Below are 20313 nucleotides of genomic sequence, written 5' to 3' on the forward strand. Positions count from 1 at the left end.
GGCGCTCGACCGCTTCGAGCTCGAAGGGCTCGGCCACAATATCGATTTCGTCTCGGCGATCATGCAGCACCCGCGCTTCCGCTCGGGCGAGCTGACGACGGGTTTCATTGCCGAGGAATATCCGGAAGGGTTCCACGGCGCGCCCGCCGACGAAGCGGTGACGCGCGCGCTGGCGGCGATCGCGGGCTTCATGGCGAGCGCCGAGGCCGATCGCGCGCGGCGCGTCGACGGTCAGCTCGGCGACCGGCTCGATCCGCCCGCCAAATGGCAGGTGACGATCGGCGACGCGAGCCACAAGGTGAAGCTCGGCCGCAAGCATATCAAGGTCGACGGCGAGAAGGTCGACATCGCGCTCGAATATACGCCGGGCGACCGGCTGGTCGTCGCGGAGATCGACGGCAGCGAACTGGCGGTGAAGGTGGCGAAGACGCGCACCGGCTGGCGGATGACGACGCGCGGGGCCATCCACGACGTGCGCGTGCTGCCGTGGCATGTCGCGCCGCTGGCGTCGCACATGATCGAGAAGGTGCCGCCCGACCTGTCGAAATATCTGATCTGCCCGATGCCGGGCCTGCTCGTCGCGCTGCACGTCGGCGAAGGCGACAGCGTCGAGGCGGGCCAGCCGCTCGCGACGGTCGAGGCGATGAAGATGGAGAATATCCTGCGCGCCGAAAAGACCGGCGTGGTGAAGAGCGTCAACGCCGCGCAGGGCGACAGCCTGGCGGTCGACGCGGTGATATTGGAGCTGGAGTGATTCTCCAATTCCGTTCGTGCCGAGCTTGTCGAAGCACCGTCCTTCCTTCTACGGCATTGAAGAGAAGAACGGCCCTTCGACAAGCTCAGGGCGAATGGAGTTTGTTGAATGCACATCAACCACGATCAAGGGGCGGGAGCCGCCAACCCGATCACCTTCGACGATTTCCTCCGCGTCGACATCCGCATCGGCACGATCGTCGCGGCCGAGCCTTTCCCGGAAGCACGCAAGCCCGCGTATAAGCTGAAGATCGATTTCGGTCCCGCGATCGGCGTGAAGAAGAGCAGCGCGCAGATCGTGTCGCGCTACGCGCTCGAAGAGCTGCCGGGGCGGCAGGCCGCGGCGGTGGTCAACTTCCCGCCGCGCCAGATCGGCAAGTATATGTCCGAGGTGCTGACGCTGGGCTTCGCCGACGACGAAGGCGCGGTGATCCTCTTCGCCCCCGACCGCCCGGTACCGAACGGGTCGCGGCTGTTCTGACGCGCCTCAATCGTCGATCAGCGCCACCGCCCTGATCCACCCGGCGCTCGCGCGTTCGATCTTCACCGGGAAGCAGGAGAGCGTCCAGCCGGTCGGGGGCAGGGCGGCCAGGTTGGTCAGCTTCTCGATCTGGTAATAGGGCCTGATCCGTCCCGCCTTGTGGCCTTCCCAGATGATCGACGGGTTGCGCGTCTCGGCCCAGCGCCGCGCGGTGTGGCTGAACGGCGCGTCCCAGCTCCACGCGTCGGTGCCGACGACCTGCACGCCGCGCTCGGTCAGCCAGAGCGTCGCCTCGGCGCCCATGCCGCAACCCTGATCGGTGAAATCGGCGGTGCCGTAGATCGCGCCCGACTGGACGAGCACGATGTCGAGCGGCTGGAGCGCATGGCCGATGCGCGCGAGTTCGGCCTCGACCTCGGCGGCGCCGACGACATGGCCCGCGGGCCGGTCGGAGAAATCGAGCTTCACGCCGGGGCGGAAGAACAGGTCGAGCGGCGCCTCGTCGATGCTCGGCGCCGCGCGCGCGCCGCTGTCGGTCGTCGAGTGGAAATGCCACGGCGCGTCCATGTGCGTGCCGTTGTGCGTCGACAGCGTCAGGCTCTCGACCGCCCAGCCTTCGCCGTCGGGCAGGTCTTCGCGCGTCAGGCCGGGAAAGAACAGCGCGATCTGCTCCCACGTCGTCTCGTGGGTCATATAGCTGATCTGCGGACGCATCACCGGCGGGTCGGACACGACGTCGTTGGTGATCGGGATCGAAAGGTCGATGAAGCGTGTCATCGCGCCAGTCTGCCATCAACGGGCGCTGGCGCCAAGAAGGCTTGCGCGGCGGCGCGGGGGAATTAGACAGGGGGCATAAGTTCGCCGCGAAGCGGGCGGGCAGGGGGGAGGCCTTCCGGGGAGGGGCGTCGTATCCTGCACGGGCCAGGGAGAGGATATGACCGATCAAGCCGCCGGCGCCGACCACGGCGCGGCCTATCAGCCGACCGCGAAGGATATTCGCATGGTCATCGCCGCCTCGTCGGCCGGGACCGTCTTCGAATGGTATGATTTCTTCATCTACGGCACGCTGGCGGCGATCATCGGCAAGGCTTTCTTTCCCAGCGATAACGCGACGCTGGAGGTGCTGCTCGTCTGGGCCGGCTTCGCGGTCGGCTTCGGCTTTCGGCCGCTCGGCGCGGTATTGTTCGGCTTTCTCGGCGACCGGCTCGGGCGCAAATACACCTTCCTGATCACCGTCACGCTGATGGGCGTCGCGACCGCCGGGGTCGGCATGATCCCGTCGGCCGCGACGATCGGCATCGCGGCGCCGGTGATCGTCATCCTGCTGCGCGTCCTCCAGGGCCTCGCGCTCGGCGGCGAATATGGCGGCGCCGCCATCTATGTCGCCGAACATTCGCCGCCCGAACGGCGCGGCTTCTATACCAGCTTCATCCAGGCGAGCGTCGTCGGCGGCTTCGTCCTCAGCCTGATCGTCGTGCTGGGATGCAAGGCGGCGATGTCCGACGCGGTCTGGGACGCCTGGGGCTGGCGCGTGCCCTTCCTGCTGTCGCTGCTGCTGCTCGCCATCTCGCTGTGGATGCGCCTGAAGCTGTCCGAAAGCCCGGTGTTCCGCGCGATGAAGGCGGAGGGCGAACTGGCGCGCAATCCGCTCAAGGAAAGCTTCACCTATCCGGGCAACAAGCTGCGCATCTTCGTCGCGCTGTTCGGCATCGCGGCGGGGCTGACGGTCATCTGGTACACCGCGATGTTCTCCGGCCTGTCGCTGCTCAAGGGACCGATGAAGGTCGAGGAGACCGCGGCGGAGATCATCGTCGGCACCGCCGCGGCGCTCGGCATGGGTTTTTTCCTGATCGCCGGCCATCTGTCGGACCGCATCGGCCGCAAGAAGCCGATCGTCTGGGGCTATGCCGCGACGCTCATGCTGCTCTTCCCGCTCTTCTGGCTGATGGGCGGCGCGGCCAATCCCGCGCTGCACCGCGCCGCCGAGCGCGCGCCGGTCGTGGTGACGGGGTCGCAGTGCAGCTTCGACCCGATGGCGAAGCAGCAGGCGACGGCGTGCGCGCGGACGCTGGGCGAACTCACCCGCCTCGGCGTGCCCTACAAGGTCGTCGCGAGCGGCAACACCTTCGACAGCGTCGACATCCACATCGGCGGCAAGCAGGTCGCGAGCGACGACCCGGCGCTGCTCAAGCCCGCGCTCGAGGCGATGGGCTACGACTTCGAACCGCAGGTCCCCGGCGCGGGCGGCATCGCGGTGATCCTGCTCGCGCTGCTCGGCCTCAGCGCGCTGTCGGGCTTCACCTATGGCCCCGTCGCCGCGCTGCTGGCCGAGATGTTCCCGCCGCACGTCCGCTATTCGTCGCTGTCGATCCCCTATCATATCGGGACCGGCTATTTCGGCGGCTTCCTGCCGCTGATCGCGAGCTATATCATCGCCCGGACCGGCGATGCCTATGCCGGGCTCTGGTATACGTGGGGGGTCGTGCTCGTCGCCTTCATCGTCTCTGCCGTCTGGCTGAAGGAACCCGACAAGGCGCAATGGGACAAGCCCGGCTGATACCGGCCCGTGCGCATGTTGCGATGCATCATAATTTGGTGCTAATGCCCGTCCTTACCCCTTTGACCCCTCAGGAGCGCGAGGCATCATGGCGAAGTCCAAGACGGCGGCGGACGGCGATGTCGTCACGATCAAGAAATATGCGAACCGCCGCCTCTACGATACCGAGCGGAGCTGCTACATCACGCTCGACGACCTCGGCGCCATGGTGCGCGACGGCCGCGATTTCCGCGTCGTCGATGCCAAGAGCGGGGACGACATCACGCACAATGTGCTGACGCAGATCATCATGGACACCGAAACGCGCGGCGAGACGCTGTTGCCGGTGAATTTCCTGCGCCACCTGATCGGTCTTTACGGCGACAAGATGCAGGGCGTCGTCCCGCAATATCTCGAAGCCTCGATGGCGGCCTTCCGCAAGAATCAGCAGGACGTGCGCTCGGCTTTCGAGGGGGCGCTGGGGTCGAAGAACCCGCTCGCCGAACTGACGCGCCGCAATCTCGAAATGTTCCAGCAGGCGGCGGGTGCGTTCATACCCGGCGCCGGCAAGGCGAGGGATGCGGAGATCGCGGCGCTGAAGGCCGAGATCGCCGAGCTCAAGGCCGAACTCGCCAGGAAGAAATAATCGGGGGCCTCTTGCCCCGCCAGGAACGAAAACAGGAACGATGATCAAGCATGCGCTCAGCGTAACCCGCCAGGCCGACTTCGCGGGCTGGTATCAGGATGTGATTGCGGAGGCTGACCTCGCCGAGGAATCGGGCGTGCGCGGCTGCATGGTCATCAAGCCGTGGGGCTATGGCATCTGGGAACGCATCCAGAAAGTGATGGACGCGGCGATCAAGGATGCCGGGGTCCAGAACTGCTATTTCCCGCTGTTCATCCCGCTGTCCTTCTTCGAGAAGGAGGCCGATCATGTCGACGGCTTCGCCAAGGAGATGGCGGTCGTCACGCATCATCGCCTGATCGCGGACGGTAAGGGCAAGCTCGTTCCCGACCCCGAGGCGAAGCTGGAGGAGCCGCTGATCGTCCGCCCCACGTCGGAGACGGTGATCGGCTCGGCGATGAGCCGCTGGGTGCAAAGCTGGCGCGACCTGCCGCTGATGGTCAACCAGTGGGCCAATGTCGTGCGCTGGGAAATGCGCACCCGCATGTTCTTGCGCACCAGCGAATTCCTCTGGCAGGAAGGCCATACCGCGCACGCGACGCGCGAGGACGCGATGGCGGAGACGCTGCGCGCGCTCGAAATGTATCGCGCCTTTGCCGAGGAGGTGCTGGCGATGCCGGTGATCGCCGGAGAGAAGCCGGAGAACGAGCGCTTCCCCGGCGCGGTCGCGACCTATTCGATCGAGGCGATGATGCAGGACGGCAAGGCGCTGCAGGCCGGCACCTCGCACTATCTGGGCACCGGCTTCGCGGAGGCGGCGAACATCCGCTATCAGGACAAGGACGGCGGCCACAGCCTCTGCCACACGACGAGCTGGGGCACCTCGACGCGCATGATCGGCGGCGTCATCATGACGCACGGCGACGACGACGGGCTGCGCTGCCCGCCGCGCATCGCGCCCTATCAGATCGTCATCGTCCCGATGCTGCGCGACAATGACGAGGACGCCGCGATCCTCGATTATTGCCGCGCGCTCGAAACCGAACTCCGGGCGCTCGACGCCTTCCGCGAGCCGGTGCGCGTGCTGCTCGACGCGAGCGCGAACAAGGCGCAGGCCAAGCGCTGGGGCTGGGTCAAGAAGGGCGCGCCGGTCGTGCTGGAGATCGGCCCGCGCGACGTCGCCGGCGGCAATGTCGCGGTGATCCGCCGCGACCGCCTCTATCAGGACAGCGGCAAGCTCAACACGGCCTTCGTCGCGAAGGGTGATTTCGTCGCGGGCGCCGTGGCGATGCTCGAAGATATTCAGGCGAGCCTCCATGCCGAGGCAAAGCAGCGGCTCGACGCGAACATCCGCCGCGACGTCACCGACCTTGCCGCGCATTTCGGCGGCGACGACAAGTTCACCGGCTGGGTCGAAGTCCAATGGTCGCGGCCGACGGGCGCGGTGCTCGAAGGGATCGTCGAGCAGTTGAAGGCGCTCAAACTGACGATGCGCAACACGCCGCTGGACGCGGCGCCTGCCGACGGCGCCTGCTTCTTCACGGGCGAGCCCGCAGTCGAGCGTGTGCTGATCGGACGGACCTATTGATTTATTTCACGCGAAGACGCGAAGTCGCGAAGAGGTCGTGCTTGCCGCGAGGCGGCTTTCTCTTTCCGGCGCCGCGCCATGCCGCATCGAGGACGATGGGTAGGGGGCTGTCGGCCCGAGCGATCTTCTTCGCGTCTTCGCGTCTTCGCGTGAATCCATTGGACGACCCGCGATGAAAAAGCCCAAACCGCAACCCGGCCTGCCTTCTCGCGAGCAGATCCTCCGCTTCATCGAGGAAAGCGAGGCGGCGGTCGGCAAGCGGGAGATCGCGAAGCATTTCGCGGTGCGCGGCGCCGACAAGATCGCGCTGAAGGCGCTGCTCAAGGACATGACCGACGAAGGGCTCGTCGACATGGCGCCCGGCCGCGCCTTTCACAAGCATGGCGGGCTGCCCCGCGTCACCGTCTTCCGCATCGCGGCGGTGGAGGGTGATGCCGTCTGGGCGGTGCCCGAGCGGTGGGAAGCGAGCGGCCCGCCGCCGCGCGTGCGGGTGATGGAGAAGGGACGGCGCGGCGCGCTCGGCGTCGGCGACCGCATCCTTGCGCGCACCGAGGAGCGCGGCAGCGGCCATGTCGCGCATCCGATGAAAAAGCTCCAGTCGGGCGGCGAGAGCATCATCGGGGTGCTCGTGTCCGACATGGGACCGGGCGGCAAGCCGATGACCTGGCTGCGCCCCGCGGACAAGCGCGCGCGTTTCGATTTCGCGGTCGCCGAGATGGGCGACGCCGCGATCGGCGACCTCGTCCGCGCCGAACTGTCGGGGCGCGGCGCCGCGACGAAGGCGAAGGTGATCGAGCGCATCGGCGATCCGTTCGCGCCGCGCTCGCTGAGCATGATCGCCATCGCCCGGCACGAAATCCCGCATGTGTTCGGGGAGGAGACGCTGGCGGAAGCCGGGCGCGCGGCGAAGCTGCCGCTCACCCCCGACGGCCGCGAGGATCTGCGCGACCTGCCGATCGTCGCGATCGACCCGCGCGACGCGCGCGACTATGACGACGCGGTCTGGGCCGCGCCCGACAGCGACGAAACGAACAAGGGCGGCTGGCGCGCGATCGTCGCGATCGCCGATGTCAGCTATTATGTCCGTCCCGACGGTGCGCTCGACCGCGAAGCGCGGCGGCGCGGCAACAGCGTCTATTTCCCCGACCGCGTCGTGTCGATGCTGCCCGAAGCGCTGTCGGCGGGCGTCTGCTCGCTGAAGGCGGGCGAGGATCGCGCCGCGATGGCGTGCCATCTGACCGTCGACCGGCACGGCAAGGTGACGGCGTGGCGCTTCGCCCGCGCGCTGGTGCGGCTGCGCGCCAACATCGCCTATGAGGATGCGCAGGCGATGATCGATGCCGACAAGATCCTCCCCGGAACGGGGAGGGGGACCGCCGGCGAAGCCGGTGGTGGAGGGGGCAGGCGGCCAGACGCGCCGCCGCTTGATCCCGCTACCCCCCTCCACCATCCTGCGGATGGTCCCCCTCCCCGTTCCGGGGAGGAAATACTGCCCGCTCTGAAAAATCTCTGGGGCTGCTGGGCTCTGCTCGCGAAGGCGCGCGCTGCCCGCGCGCCGCTCGACCTCGATCTGCCCGAGCGGCAGGTGATCCTCGACGAGCAGGGCGGCATCGCGGAGATTCGCGTGCGCGAGCGGCTCGATGCGCACCGGCTGATCGAGGATTATATGATCGCGGCGAACGTCGCGGCGGCCAGGGCGCTCGAAGCGAAGAAATCGCTGGTCATGTACCGCATCCACGAGCCGCCGAGCCGCGAGAAGCTGGTCAGCCTCAAGGATTATCTCGACACCTTCGACCAGAGCTTCGCGCTGGGGCAGGTGATCACCCCCGCGGTGTTCAACCGGCTGATCGACGGCTTCTCGGGCGACGACCGCCTGCCCGAGATCATGGAGGCGATCCTGCGCAGTCAGACGCAGGCCTATTACGGCCCCGCCAACGCCGGCCATTTCGGCCTCGCGCTCGGCAGCTATGCGCATTTCACCTCGCCGATCCGCCGCTATGCCGACCTGATCGTTCACCGCGCGCTCGTCGATGCCTGGCGGCTCGAGACGCCGGGCAAGCCGAAGGACCTGCCCGCGCGCACCGGGCTGGGCGAGGCCGACCGCAAGGGACTGTCGCGGATCGGCGAGGCGATCAGCGCGCTCGAACGCCGCGCGATGGAGGCCGAGCGCGAGACCGTCGACCGCTATGTCGCAGCATGGCTGGCGACGAAGGTCGGGGAGATCGTGCCGGCGCGGATCACCGGAGTGCAGCCCTTCGGCTTCTTCGCGACGGTCGACGGGCTCGGCGGCGACGGGCTGGTGCCGGTGTCGACGCTGGGCAGCGAGCGCTTCTTCTATGACGAAGCGGCGCGGACGCTCGACAGCGAGCATGGCCGGGTGAGCTATGGCGTCGGCCAGCGGCTCGACCTGCGCCTGATGGAGGCGAACCCGATCAGCGGCGCGCTGCGCTTCGAACTGCCCGACGCCGAGGATCGCCCGCCGGCGAAACGCCCGCCGCGCCGCGACGGCAAGGGTCGGCATCCGGTCGGCCGCCGCGGGCGCCCGGCGAACATCCGGCATCAGGGGCGGCGGCGCTGAGGCGCAAGATCGTTACGCCGAAAGGTTGCAAAGCATCGCGGCCGCGCGCACGATCCTGCGCGGAAGACATCGACATCAAGGGGGTTCGCATGGTCCGCTCGTTCCTGTTCATGACCTTGTCGGCGGTCGCGCTGGCCGGCGCGTCACTGACCGGCGCGGCCGAGGCGCCCAGGTCGACACCGACCGCGAGCGACATTCCGGACAGCTTCACGATCCCCAGCGACCACGCCGATTGCGACAAGCGCGTCGAGATGATCCCGATGCGCGACGGTACGCGCCTCTATACCGTCATCGTCGTGCCCAAGGGGGCGAAGGACGCCCCGATCGTCCTCACCCGCACCCCCTATAACGCCAAGGGCCGCGCGAACCGCATGGACAGCGCCAGCATGCTGTCGACCCTGCCGCTCGCCGACGAGATGTTCGTGAAGGACGGCTATATCCGCGTCTATCAGGACGTCCGCGGCAAATATGGGTCGGAGGGCGATTATATCGTCAACCGCCCGCCGGTCGGCCCGCTCAATCCGACCAGGGTCGATCACATCACCGACGCGTGGGACACGATCGACTGGCTGGTGAACCGCAGGAACCTGCCCGAATCGAACGGCCGCGTCGGCATGATCGGATCGTCCTACGAAGGCTTCACCGTCGTCATGGCGCTGCTGAACCCGCATCCGGCGCTGAAGGTCGCGGCGCCCGAAAGCCCGATGATCGACGGCTGGATGGGCGACGACTGGTTCCATCACGGCGCCTTCCGCCTCGCCAACATCGCGTGGATCGGCGGCCAGACGGGCTACAAGGCGGAGGGCAAGGTGCCGTCCACCGGCGGCTATGACGACTATGACAATTTCCGTCGCGGCTCGGCGAACGATTGGGCGAAGGCGGTCGGATACGACCAGCTGCCCTTCTGGCAGAAGATGCTGAAGCACGTCGCCTATGACGATTTCTGGCAGCAGCAGGCGCTCGACAAGCTCGTCGCCGCGAACCCGTCGAACGTCCCGACGCTGTGGGAGCAGGGATTGTGGGACCAGGAGGACATGTATGGCGCGATCACGACGTGGGAGGCGCTGAAGGCGAAGGGCCGGATGGGGAATAATTTCCTCGTCATGGGCCCGTGGCGCCACAGCCAGGTCAATCGCGAGGGGCGCTCGCTCGGCCCCTTCCAGTGGGACGGCGACACCGCGGCGCAGTTCCGCGAGGACATGGTGCTGCCCTTCTTCAACCATTATCTGAAGGACGGTCCGCCGGTCGCGATGCCCGCCGCCGCGATCTACAACACCGGCGAGAATCGCTGGGACCGTTTCCGCACCTGGCCGCTTGCCTGCGAAAGCGGATGCCAGGCGCCGCTGACTCCCATCTATGTCGGCCCCGACGGAACGCTCGGCTTCGCGCCGCCGCAGCCGGGCAGCACCAGCTATATCGCCGACCCGGCGAAGCCCGTGCCGCACCTGCCGCGCCCGGTGAACTTTCGCGACGGCCGCTGGGGCGACTGGCTGGTCAGCGACCAGCGCCACGTCGACGGCCGCCCCGACGTGCTGACCTGGCAGACCGACGTGCTGACGGCGCCGGTGCGCGTTTCGGGCGCGCCGCTGGCGAACATCTTCGCGCAGATCACGGGTTCGGACGTCGATTTCATCGTCAAGCTGATCGACGTCTATCCGGCCGAGGTCGCGGCGAAGCCCGAAATGGGCGGCTATCAGCTCGCGATCAGCCAGGACATCTTCCGCGGCCGCTATCGCGACAGCTTCGCGCAGCCGACCGCCATCCCCTCGGGCGTCACCCAGACGTACAAATTCCGCCTGCCGACCGTGAACCATGTGTTCCAGCCCGGGCATCGCATCATGGTGCAGATCCAGTCGAGCCAGTTCCCGCTCTACGACCGCAATCCGCAGACCTTCGTCCCCAACATCTTCCTCGCGCGGCCCGAGGATTACCGGAAGCAGGAGGTGACGATCCTGCAGGGCGGCGACACCGCGAGCGGCGTGCTGCTGCCCGTGGTGCCGGTTGATCAGTCGGCGGCCAAAGTGGCGCGATAGGGGCGATCGGCTCGCGCCCGGAACCCGGTCGGAAGCATTCTCCAGCCGTTCCACGGCGAAAGCCGGGGGCCACGCGGAGCGGCGCCATGCCATCTACGCCCCGGCTTCTTTACATCCGAAAAACGCCAGACTCTGATGATTTTGGATTGACCCGCTTCGTCATTGCGACCCCGGACCTGATCCGGGGGAAGCAATCCAGAGCGGTTACCGCCCACTCTGGATTGCCGCGCGGCTTCGCCGCTCGCAATGACGAGGCCATCTGATGTCATCCGAGTCTAGAGTATCGAGCCTTTAATCTGAATCCCTGTTCCGTTCGTGTCGTGCGAAGTCGAGACACCCATCGACCTTGCTCCACGCCGATGGGTGTCTCGACTTCGCTCGACACGAACGGATTGTGAGGGATGCGGATTTACCGTTCGACGCTCTAGCTCAGCGCGTCGAGCCGCGCGATGTCGATGCCGCCCGGGACCAGCATCACCGGGCAGGGCAGGGTACCCGCATCGTGCCCGGTGAAATGGGTGACGAGCGGGCCCGGCGCGCCGCTGGCGGCGGTTGCGAGCACCAGCGCCGCGACCTCGTCGCTTTCGCCGATCACCTCGCGCACCACCTCGGCGGGCTTGCCCGATTTGATCAGGATCTGCGGCGAGATATTGGCTTCCTGCGCGATCGCGGCGGCGGCGGACGATGCCAGCGCTTCCGCCTGTTCGCGCGCCTCTGCCTCGATCGTCGCCTGCGCGCTGCCGAAGGCGAGGAAATCCTGCGGCGGCACGATGGCCAGCACCATCACCCCGCCGCCCGTCCGCGCCGCGCGCCGCGCCGCAAAGCGCAGCGCCAGCGTCGCTTCGGGGCTATCGTCGATCACCACCAGATAGGTCCGCATACCCCCGACCCCTTATGCCTTTTGCCACTGGAAGAGTGCGGCACATTCGTATGAAACGCAAGTTCCACCCGCTGGACCTTGACCCGGCGAATGCGTATGGCGAGGGGGAAAGCCGTTACGGCAGGCTTCGCCTCCCAAGTGACAGGAACCAGAACAACGATGCCCATCGAACTCAAAATGCCCGCCCTTTCGCCGACGATGGAGGAGGGGACGCTTGCCAAATGGCTGGTCAAGGAGGGCGACACGGTCCAGTCGGGCGACCTGCTCGCCGAGATCGAGACCGACAAGGCGACGATGGAATTCGAAGCGATCGACGAGGGCACGATCGCGCAGATTCTCGTTCCCGAAGGCGCCGACAATGTGAAGGTCGGAACGGTGATCGCGGTGATCGCGGGCGAGGGCGAGGATGCGGGCACGGCGAAGGCCGCGCCGGCGCCGGCACCTGCCGCTGCTGCTTCCGCACCCACCCCTGAACCCGTTCGCGCTGAGCCTGTCGAAGCGCCGTCCTCCTCTTCGGCGACCGCCGCGAAAAAGGACGGTCCTTCCCCCGGACGCGATCCGGGGTCAGGACAAATGGAGAAGGGGGAGAGGATCAAGGCCAGCCCGCTCGCCAGGCGTATCGCCGCTGAAAAGGGCATCGACCTGTCGGCGGTCAATGGCAGCGGCCCCGGCGGCCGCATCGTCAAGGCCGACCTCGAGGGCGCGCCCGCCACCGCCGCCGCTCCGGCGCAAGCCGCCGCGGCGACTCCGGCCCCAGCCGCTGCGCCGCAGCAGGCGGCACCGTTCGAAACCGATATCCCGCATACCGCCGACAAGCTCAGCAACATGCGCAAGACGATCGCGCGCCGCCTGACCGAGGCGAAGCAGACGATCCCGCACATCTACCTGACCGTCGATATCCAGCTCGACCGGCTGCTCAAACTGCGCGGCGAGCTCAACGCGGCGCTGGAACCGCAGGGGATCAAGCTCAGCGTCAACGACCTGCTCATCAAGGCGCTCGCCAAGGCGCTGGTTCAGGTGCCCAAGTGCAACGTCAGCTTCGCCGGCGACCAGCTCATCAGCTACAGCCGCGCCGACATCTCGGTCGCGGTCAGCGTCCCCGCCGGCCTCATCACCCCGATCATCGTCGGCGCCGACGAGAAATCGGTGAGCAAGATCTCGACCGAGATGAAGGAACTCGCGGGCCGCGCCAAGGAGGGCAAGCTCCAGCCCCACGAATATCAGGGCGGCACCGCGAGCATCAGCAACATGGGCATGTTCGGCATCAGCCAGTTCGACGCGGTGATCAACCCGCCGCAGGGCATGATCATGGCGATCGGCGCAGGCGAGAAACGGCCGTGGATCGTCGACGACGCGCTGGCCATCGCCACGGTGATGTCGGCAACCGGCAGCTTCGACCACCGCGCCATCGACGGCGCCGACGGCGCGCAACTGATGCAGGCGTTCAAGCAGATCGTCGAAAACCCGCTCGGACTGGTGGCGTAACATGGCTGACACCAACTACGATCTCATCGTCCTCGGTTCGGGGCCCGGCGGCTATGTCGCGGCGATCCGCGCGGCGCAGCTGGGCCTGAAGACCGCGATCGTCGAGCGCGAGAATCTCGGCGGCATCTGCCTCAACTGGGGCTGCATTCCGACCAAGGCGCTGCTGCGCTCGGCCGAAATCTATCATTATATGCAGCACGCCAAGGATTACGGCCTCGCCGCGGCGAGCATCAGCGCCGATCTCGACGCGGTGGTGAAGCGCAGCCGCGGGGTCGCGAAGCAGCTCAACCAGGGCGTCACGCACCTGATGAAGAAGAACAAGATCACCGTCCATATGGGCGACGGCAAGCTCACCGCGCCCGGGAAACTGGAAGTGAAGGGCGAGAAGGGAACCGAAACCCTGACCGCCAAGCATATCATCGTCGCGACCGGCGCCCGCGCGCGCGATCTGCCCTTCGCGCCCGCCGACGGCAAGCGCATCTGGACCTATCGCCACGCGATGACGCCGGCCGAAATGCCGAAGAAGCTGCTCGTCATCGGGTCGGGCGCGATCGGGATAGAGTTTGCGAGCTTCTACAACGACATGGGCGCCGAAGTGACCGTGGTCGAGATGCTCGACCGCATCGTCCCCGTCGAGGATGCCGACGTGTCGAGCTTCCTCGAAAAATCGCTGAAGAAACAGGGCATGACGATCCTGACCGGTGCCGGGGTCGAGGAGCTGAAGGCGACCGGCAACGGCGTCTCGGCAAAGATCAAGACGAAGGACGGCAAGGTCCAGGCGGGTGATTACAGCCATGCGATCGTCGCGATCGGCATCCTGCCCAATACCGAGGGCGTCGGGCTCGACACGCTCGGCGTGAAGACCACCAAGGGGCATATCGACACCGACCCTTATTGCCGCACCAATGTGAAGGGGCTGTGGGCGATCGGCGACGTCACCGCGCCGCCGTGGCTCGCGCACAAGGCGAGCCACGAAGGCGTGATCGCGGCCGAAGCGATCGCGCAGGAACTGGGCAACAAGGATGTCCACCCGCATCCGATGGACGCGCGCAACATCCCCGGCTGTACCTACTGCCACCCGCAGATTGCGTCGGTCGGCCTGACCGAGGCGAAGGCGAAGGAAGCGGGGCACGAGGTGAAGGTCGGCAACTTCCCCTTCGTCGGCAACGGCAAGGCGATCGCGTTGGGCGAGGTCGAGGGCTTCGTGAAGACGGTCTTCGACGCGAAGACGGGCGAACTGCTCGGCGCGCATATGGTCGGCGCCGAGGTGACCGAGATGATCCAGGGCTATACCGTCGGCAAGACAGCCGAACTGGTCGAGGCGGATTTCATGCACACGGTCTTTCCGCACCCGACGATCAGCGAGACGATGCACGAAGCCGTGCTCGGCGCCTGGGGCCGCGCGCTGCACATCTGAGGTCGCCGATTTCTTAAGCTTTGCGCGCTATGCCGGCCGGTGAAGGGGACGGCCATGCGCACGATCAGGTTCGGGACCGGAAAGCTCGTCATCGGAACGCTGGCGGGGATCGTCCTGCCGGCGATGGGGTTGCCGATGCTGTTCGGCGGCGGTCTGCTCGCCGTTCTCGGCGTCGTCCTGATCGTTGCGGGGCCGCTCGCTTCGGCGTCGAGCATCAAGCGGCTGCTCGGTGATGGCGTGGCGCTCGAATATGACGCCGCCGGGGTGCGCGTCGCGACGAGTTGGTCGTCGGAGCGCCTCCGCTGGTCGCAGGTCCGCAGCATCGGCCGCAGCCAGCTCGTCACCCGCATGTATGGCTTCATTCCGGTGAGCCGGCAGAATTTCATCGACTTCAAGGTCGAAGGCGGCGTGTTCGGAACGCGGACGATCCGCCTTGCCGCATCGGTGCTCGACGTGAAGAAGCGCGATCTCGATTCGCTCGTCGGCGACCTGCAGGCGGCGCATGCCGGGCAGGTCCCCGCGGCCGCAATGGAACCGACAGCGTCCGCGACCGCGAGGCTGGAGCGCGGTCGCGATCCGCTCGAAGGCGCCCCGCGCGGCGACGCGTTCGACGCCGACGCGGCGCTCGCGCGCTATCTCGCCCATCGCCCGGCGCCCCGGCCCGAGGCGCCTGCCGCGACGCCCGGCCTGCGTCCCCGCCCGACGTTCGGCCGCAAGGTCGCCTGACCGCCCGCTTGCGCGGCGCTTCGCGGTCGCTTAGGCGCCGGAGATGACCGCGCGCAGTTCGCTTTTTTGGGCCGCATTGCTGGTCGCCGCCGCGCTGCTGCTCGGCTTCGCGACCGGCGCTCTGACCCCTGTCGATGAACGCCTGTCGAAGGCATTGGCGCTGCGCGAGGGCATAGCGGCGCCCGCACTGATCGCTTTTCTGCAAGGCGTGAGCTGGTTCGGCGGCGGCGTCGCGCGCTGGGCTCTCGTCCTCATCCTGTGCCTTTCGCTCTGGCGCTGGGTGGACAGGCAGGCGGCGCTGCGGCTGTTCGGCGCGGCGCTCGTCGCCAATCTGGCGTCGAGCCTGCTGAAGACTGTCTACGGCCGGCCGCGCCCCGACCTTGTCCCGCACCTCGATCAGGTGTCGAACTGGTCCTATCCCAGCGGTCATGCGACGAGCGTCGCGGCGATCGTGATCGCGCTCGCGCTGCTCGTCCCGCCGCGCTGGCGTCCGGCGGCGGCCGGTTTCGCGGCGCTCGCGATCCTGCTGACCGCGCTGTCGCGGGTGATGCTCGGCGTGCACTGGACGAGCGATGTCGTGGGCGGCACGCTGCTCGGCGCGGGATGCGCGCTCGCGGTTGCGGGGAGCGGGCGCGTCAGCCGCTGAGCAGCACGACGCCGACGACGAGCAGCAGGCAGCCCGCGAGCCGCCAGCGCCCGACCGCCTCGCCCAGGAAGATCATCCCGAACAGCGCGCCGGCCATCATCGACATTTCGCGCGTCGGCGCGACGACATGGACCGGCGCGCCCATCCGCAGCGCCGTCAGCACGAGGATATAGGAAGCGGGCGACAGCAGCCCGACCGCGATCGCGAGGCGCCAATGCCCGCGCATCCGCGCCATGTTCCCCCGCGGGTCGCGCAGGATCACCGGCAGCAGGAAGAAGAAGCGCAGCGTGTTCGACAGCCAGTCGAGCACGACGGGAAGCACGCCGAGCCGCTTCACCGCCCAGCCGTCGACGACCGTATAGGCGGCGATCAGCGCGCCGGTGCCGAGCCCCCAGCGCACGCCGCGGTGCGCCTCCGCGCTGCGGAAGGCGGCGAAGTGGCCCTGCGTCGCGATCAGTCCTATGCCGGCGACGACGAGCAGCAGCCCCGCCAGCCCCGGCGCGCTGATCGCTTCGCCGAGCAGCACGACGGCGCCGACCGACGCGAGCATCGGCCCGGTGCCGCGCGCGATCGGATAGACGACCGACAGATCGGCGACCTGATAGCCGCGCTGGAGGCACAGGCTGTAGGCGAGATGGATAAGCGCCGACAGCAGGATGACGCCCGCGACGGGCAGGCTCCACGCCATGCCGTCGCTCAGCAAGATCCACGCGACCCACGGCGCATAGGCGATACCCGCGACCAGATTATAGGCGAAGACGAACGCGACGCCGGCGTGCGCCGCGCGCTTCGCGAGCAGGTTCCACGTCGCATGGATCAGGGCGGCGAGAACGACGAGGCCGAGCGAGAGAAAGGTCATGGGAAGCCCGGACCTTCCTATCCGATTGCCAGCGCCGATCAATCACCCTCGACAGTCGCGCCGAACGGACTAACGTCGCGTGCATGGCACATGGCACCCACGACTTCGCCCCCGACCCGCGCAACGATGCGATCCTGATCAACGTCAACGGCGCGCTCGTCCCGCGCGCCGAGGCGAGCGTGTCGGTGTTCGACAGCGGTTTCATGCTCGGCGACGGCGTGTGGGAAGGGATTCGCGTCCACAAGGGGCGCATGGCCTTCCTCGACCAGCATCTCGACCGCTTGTGGGAAGGCGCGAAGGCGATCGCGATGGATATCGGCCTGTCGCGCGCGGAACTGGAGCGACGGCTCTACGACACGATCGACGCCAACGGCATGGACGGCTGCCACATCCGGCTGATGGTGACGCGCGGCATCCGCTCGACACCCTATCAGGACCCGCGCGTCGTCATCTCGCCCGCGACGATCGTCATCATCGCCGAGCACAAGGACCCGCTGCCCGCGACGGTGGAAACGGGGCTTTCGCTCTTCACAGTCCACGTCCGCCGCGGCGACCCCGCGGTGCAGGACCCCAAGCTCAATTCGCATTCGAAGCTCAACTGCATCACCGCCTGCATCCAGGCGGCGCAGGCGGGCGCCGACGAGGCGCTGATGCTCGACCCGCACGGCTTCGTCGCGACGTGCAATTCGACCCATTTCTTCATCGTCCGCAAGGGCGAGGTGTGGACGTCGAGCGGCGACTATTGCCTCGGCGGCATCACGCGCGGCAACGTTATCCGCATCTGCCGCGAAAACGGCATCCCGGTGTTCGAGAAGAATTTCTCGCTCACCGACGTCTATGGCGCCGACGAGGCGTTCGTCACCGGCACCTTCGCCGGCGTCGTCCCGGCGCACACGATCGACGGCCGCCGGCTGACCGAGGGCAGGGGCCCGATGGTCGAGCGGCTGCAGGGGCTCTACAAGCAGTTGATCGAGCGCGACATCGCGGAGCGGGGGCGGCCGTGACGACCGTCCGCATCGCCATGTGGTCGGGGCCGCGCAACCTGTCGACCGCGATGATGCGCAGCTTCGGCAGCCGCGCCGACACCTTCGTCACCGACGAGCCCTTCTATGGTGCCTATCTGAAGGCGACGGGCGATCCGCAGCCGATGGCCGACGCGGTGATCGCCGACATGGATTGCGACTGGACCGGCGTCGCGCGCAGCATGACCGGGCCGTGCCCCGCCGGGAAGGCCGTCTGGTACCAGAAGCATATGGCGCATCACATGGTCGGCCCGGTCGCGCACCACGACCTGCCGGGGCTGCGCCATGCCTTCCTGATCCGCGACCCGGCGCGCGTCGTCGCGAGCTATGCCGCAAAGCGCGAGGCGGTGCGGCCTGAGCATCTCGGCACCGCGAAGCAGGTCGAATATTTCGACCGCGAGGCCGACCGGCTCGGCCACGCGCCGCCGGTTGTCGACAGCGCTGACATCCTGCGCGACCCCGCCAATATGCTCGCCCGGCTGTGCGAAGCGCTCGGCATCGCCTGGGACCCGGCGATGCTGCATTGGCGGGCGGGGCTGCGCGACACCGACGGCATCTGGGCGTCGCACTGGTACGACGCGGTCGCGGCGAGCACCGGCTTCGGCGCGCCCGACAAGCCGATGCCCGATCTCGACCCCGCGGCGCGCGCGGTCGCCGATGCGTGCCGCGCCGATTATGATTATCTGGCGCGCCACAAGATTTCGATCTGAGACCTTTTCCGCTGTCCTGCCGCGCCGCTTTTTGCCATCAGGGTCGCGGGCACCAACAACGGGGGCGGATATGCAATCCAGTGTGAAGTTCGGCGGTTTCCTGCGCGCAATCGCCTTGGGCGCGGGCGCATTCTTCGCCGCGAACGCGGCGCAGGCCGATGGCGGGCAGACGGTGATCACCGCCTCGCGCTATGTCGACGTGCTGACCGGCAAGACGGTCGAGCATCCGGCGATCTTCGTCGGGGCCGACGGCCGCATCGCGAACATTGCCGACGCGCGCACCGTGCGCTGGGGCAGCGACGTGAAGCAGATCGACCTCGGCGACCGCACGCTGCTGCCCGGGCTGATCGACATGCACGTCCACCTGACCTCGCTGGCGGAAGTCGGCGGCTATCAGGGACTGCGCTACACCGACAGCTTCTGGACCGTCGTCGGCGTCGCCAATGCAAAGAAGATACTCGACGCCGGCTTCACCACCGTCCGCAACCTCGGCTCGGCCGATTTCGGCGACGTCGGGCTCAAGCAGGCGATCGAGGGCGGTCATATCGCCGGGCCGCGGATCATCCCCGCGGGCTGGGCGCTGGGCGCGACCGGCGGACATTGCGACAGCGGCGGGCTGCCGCCGTCGATGGACCGCAAGCAGCCGTCGATCGTCGACAGTCCCGAGGAAGCGCGCGCCAAGGTGCGCTGGCTGCACAAATATGGCGCCCGCGCGATCAAGATCTGCGCGACCGGCGGCGTCTTTTCGCTCGGCGACAGCGTCGGCGCGCAGCAACTCACCTTCGACGAGATGAAGGCGATCGCCGACGAGGCGCATATGCTGGGGCTGAAGGTCGCGGCGCACGCGCATGGCGACGACGGGATCAAGACCGCGATCCGCGCCGGAATCGACACGATCGAACATTGCAGCCTGGCGAGCGACGAGGCGATCCGACTCGCGGTCGAGCACAAGACCTGGTTCGACATGGATATCTACAACGACGATTATATCCTCGCGACCGGCACCGCCAACGGCACCGAGCAGGAAAGCCTCGACAAGGAAAAGGCGATCGGCCTCGCGCAGCGCCAGACCTTCCAGCGCGCGGTCAAGGCGGGGGTGCGGATGATCTTCGGCACCGACGCCGGCGTCTACCCCCACGGCGACAATGGCAAGCAGTTCGCGAAAATGGTCGAATGGGGCATGACCCCGCTGCAGGCGATCCGCGCCGCGACCGTCAACGGCGCCGAGGCGCTGGGAATGACCGGCGACGTCGGCGCGATTGCGGTCGGCCGCTATGCCGACATCATCGCGGTCGACGGCGACCCGCTGGCCGACGTGACGCGGCTGGAGCATGTCGCGGCGGTGGTGAAGGGCGGGGCGCTGGTAAAGAGCGAATAGACGTCGCCCGGCGAAAACAGGGAAACGTCATCCCCGCGAAAGCTAGAATCCGATGACTTTGGATTGACCCACTTCGTCATTGCGACCCCGGACCTGATCGGCAATTATCCCCTTCCGACAGGTGAGCGTTCCCCGGCGAAAGCCGGGGGCCAGCTACGTGCGCCTGCCTCGCATGGACCCCGGCTTTCGCCGGGGATCACCAGCGTCCCTGTCTCAAGGGTATAAACGCCGACCTGATCCGGAGGAAGCAATCCAGGGCGGTTTGCGCACGCTCTGGATTGCCGCGCGGCTTCGCCGCTCGCAATGACGATTCCATTCGATGTCATCACGGCCTAGGACGGATCGACATTCAGAGGATGGCGAGCCGGAGTCGAAGACGACCACAGGTCAAAATGGTGGATTTGCGAGACCCGGAGCGCAGCGTGCTGATGGCACGTGAGCACCGGAAACTCGCAAAGCCGCTATTTGCAGGCCGCCAGAGCTGAATGTCGATCCGTCCTAAGGTCTGTGGGGATTCAGAGTCTATCGCCGCGATATTGTATAAAGCCGTGTTCCCCCGCGAAGGCGGGGGTCCATCTTCGGCCGGTTCCATCTCG

17 protein-coding genes are annotated in these 20313 nt (G+C 67.4%); 14 read left to right on the forward strand and 3 right to left on the reverse strand.

All coding sequences use genetic code 11. The annotated features are described in order from the left end of the window. Both ABS88_RS18365 and ABS88_RS18370 read left to right on the forward strand, forming a co-directional pair. A partial coding sequence (locus ABS88_RS18365; protein WP_286750279.1) for a biotin/lipoyl-containing protein occupies positions 1–754 on the forward strand: 754 nt, incomplete at its 5' end. Between the two features lie 108 nt (positions 755–862). After that, on the forward strand, positions 863–1234 hold the full coding sequence (locus ABS88_RS18370) for a tRNA-binding protein (RefSeq protein ID WP_104959707.1): 372 nt from the start codon (positions 863–865) through the stop codon (positions 1232–1234). Between the two features lie 6 nt (positions 1235–1240). On the opposite strand, the gene ABS88_RS18375 is transcribed toward ABS88_RS18370, so the two are convergent. Continuing rightward, the gene (locus tag ABS88_RS18375) at positions 1241–2011 is read right to left on the reverse strand and encodes a cyclase family protein (RefSeq protein WP_076075063.1); all 771 of its coding nucleotides are present in this window, start codon (positions 2009–2011) and stop codon (positions 1241–1243) included. Between the two features lie 157 nt (positions 2012–2168). Here ABS88_RS18375 and ABS88_RS18380 point away from each other — a divergent pair, with 157 nt between their 5' ends. The 5 genes from ABS88_RS18380 to ABS88_RS18400 all read left to right on the forward strand — a co-directional run bounded on the left by ABS88_RS18380 (position 2169) and on the right by ABS88_RS18400 (position 10594). Beyond that, positions 2169–3791, forward strand: coding sequence for an MFS transporter (locus tag ABS88_RS18380; protein WP_076075064.1), 1623 nt, complete (start codon positions 2169–2171; stop codon positions 3789–3791). Between the two features lie 88 nt (positions 3792–3879). Beyond that, positions 3880–4416, forward strand: coding sequence for a polyhydroxyalkanoate synthesis repressor PhaR (phaR, locus tag ABS88_RS18385; RefSeq protein WP_067112679.1), 537 nt, complete (start codon positions 3880–3882; stop codon positions 4414–4416). Positions 4417–4456: 40 nt separating this feature from the next. After that, positions 4457–5983 carry an aminoacyl--tRNA ligase-related protein gene (locus ABS88_RS18390; RefSeq protein ID WP_076075067.1) on the forward strand — a complete coding sequence of 509 codons (1527 nt, stop codon included), beginning with the start codon at positions 4457–4459 and terminating at the stop codon, positions 5981–5983. A gap of 172 nt (positions 5984–6155) precedes the next feature. Further along, on the forward strand, positions 6156–8561 hold the full coding sequence (locus tag ABS88_RS18395) for a ribonuclease R family protein (protein ID WP_104959706.1): 2406 nt from the start codon (positions 6156–6158) through the stop codon (positions 8559–8561). 89 nt (positions 8562–8650) lie between these two features. After that, positions 8651–10594, forward strand: coding sequence for a CocE/NonD family hydrolase (locus tag ABS88_RS18400; RefSeq protein WP_286750280.1), 1944 nt, complete (start codon positions 8651–8653; stop codon positions 10592–10594). A 424-nt stretch (positions 10595–11018) separates the two neighbouring features. Here the strand turns inward: ABS88_RS18400 and ABS88_RS18405 are convergent, their stop codons facing one another. Beyond that, positions 11019–11474, reverse strand: a complete 456-nt coding sequence (locus ABS88_RS18405; protein WP_067113297.1) for a universal stress protein — start codon at positions 11472–11474, stop codon at positions 11019–11021. 159 nt (positions 11475–11633) lie between these two features. Here ABS88_RS18405 and ABS88_RS18410 point away from each other — a divergent pair, with 159 nt between their 5' ends. From ABS88_RS18410 to ABS88_RS18425, 4 genes are read left to right on the forward strand one after another with little or no spacing between them, the layout of a single operon-like run. After that, on the forward strand, positions 11634–12959 hold the full coding sequence (locus ABS88_RS18410) for a pyruvate dehydrogenase complex dihydrolipoamide acetyltransferase (RefSeq protein ID WP_104959705.1): 1326 nt from the start codon (positions 11634–11636) through the stop codon (positions 12957–12959). A gap of 1 nt (position 12960) precedes the next feature. After that, positions 12961–14376, forward strand: coding sequence for a dihydrolipoyl dehydrogenase (gene lpdA / locus ABS88_RS18415; RefSeq protein WP_286750281.1), 1416 nt, complete (start codon positions 12961–12963; stop codon positions 14374–14376). A gap of 54 nt (positions 14377–14430) precedes the next feature. Beyond that, positions 14431–15102, forward strand: coding sequence for a hypothetical protein (locus ABS88_RS18420; RefSeq protein ID WP_104959704.1), 672 nt, complete (start codon positions 14431–14433; stop codon positions 15100–15102). 43 nt (positions 15103–15145) lie between these two features. After that, complete coding sequence (locus tag ABS88_RS18425; protein ID WP_104959703.1) at positions 15146–15748, forward strand: phosphatase PAP2 family protein; 603 nt, start codon at positions 15146–15148, stop codon at positions 15746–15748. Here ABS88_RS18425 and ABS88_RS18430 read toward each other — a convergent pair. After that, the gene (locus ABS88_RS18430) at positions 15738–16607 is read right to left on the reverse strand and encodes an EamA family transporter (RefSeq protein ID WP_104959702.1); all 870 of its coding nucleotides are present in this window, start codon (positions 16605–16607) and stop codon (positions 15738–15740) included. The genes ABS88_RS18425 and ABS88_RS18430 overlap by 11 nt on opposite strands. A gap of 83 nt (positions 16608–16690) precedes the next feature. On the opposite strand from ABS88_RS18430, the gene ABS88_RS18435 reads away from it, so the two are divergent. The 3 genes from ABS88_RS18435 to ABS88_RS18445 all read left to right on the forward strand — a co-directional run bounded on the left by ABS88_RS18435 (position 16691) and on the right by ABS88_RS18445 (position 19717). After that, positions 16691–17611, forward strand: coding sequence for an aminotransferase class IV (locus ABS88_RS18435; RefSeq protein WP_076075081.1), 921 nt, complete (start codon positions 16691–16693; stop codon positions 17609–17611). Further along, a complete protein-coding gene (locus tag ABS88_RS18440; RefSeq protein ID WP_234002649.1) occupies positions 17608–18339 on the forward strand; it encodes a sulfotransferase-like domain-containing protein in 732 nt (243 codons plus the stop codon). Before ABS88_RS18435 ends, ABS88_RS18440 begins: the two co-directional genes overlap by 4 nt. Positions 18340–18409: 70 nt before the next feature. After that, positions 18410–19717: a Xaa-Pro dipeptidase gene (locus ABS88_RS18445; RefSeq protein WP_083675071.1), complete on the forward strand. Its 1308-nt coding sequence runs from the start codon at positions 18410–18412 to the stop codon at positions 19715–19717. Positions 19718–20313: the final 596 nt, after the last annotated feature.

The organism is Sphingopyxis sp. SCN 67-31 (assembly GCF_001725095.1).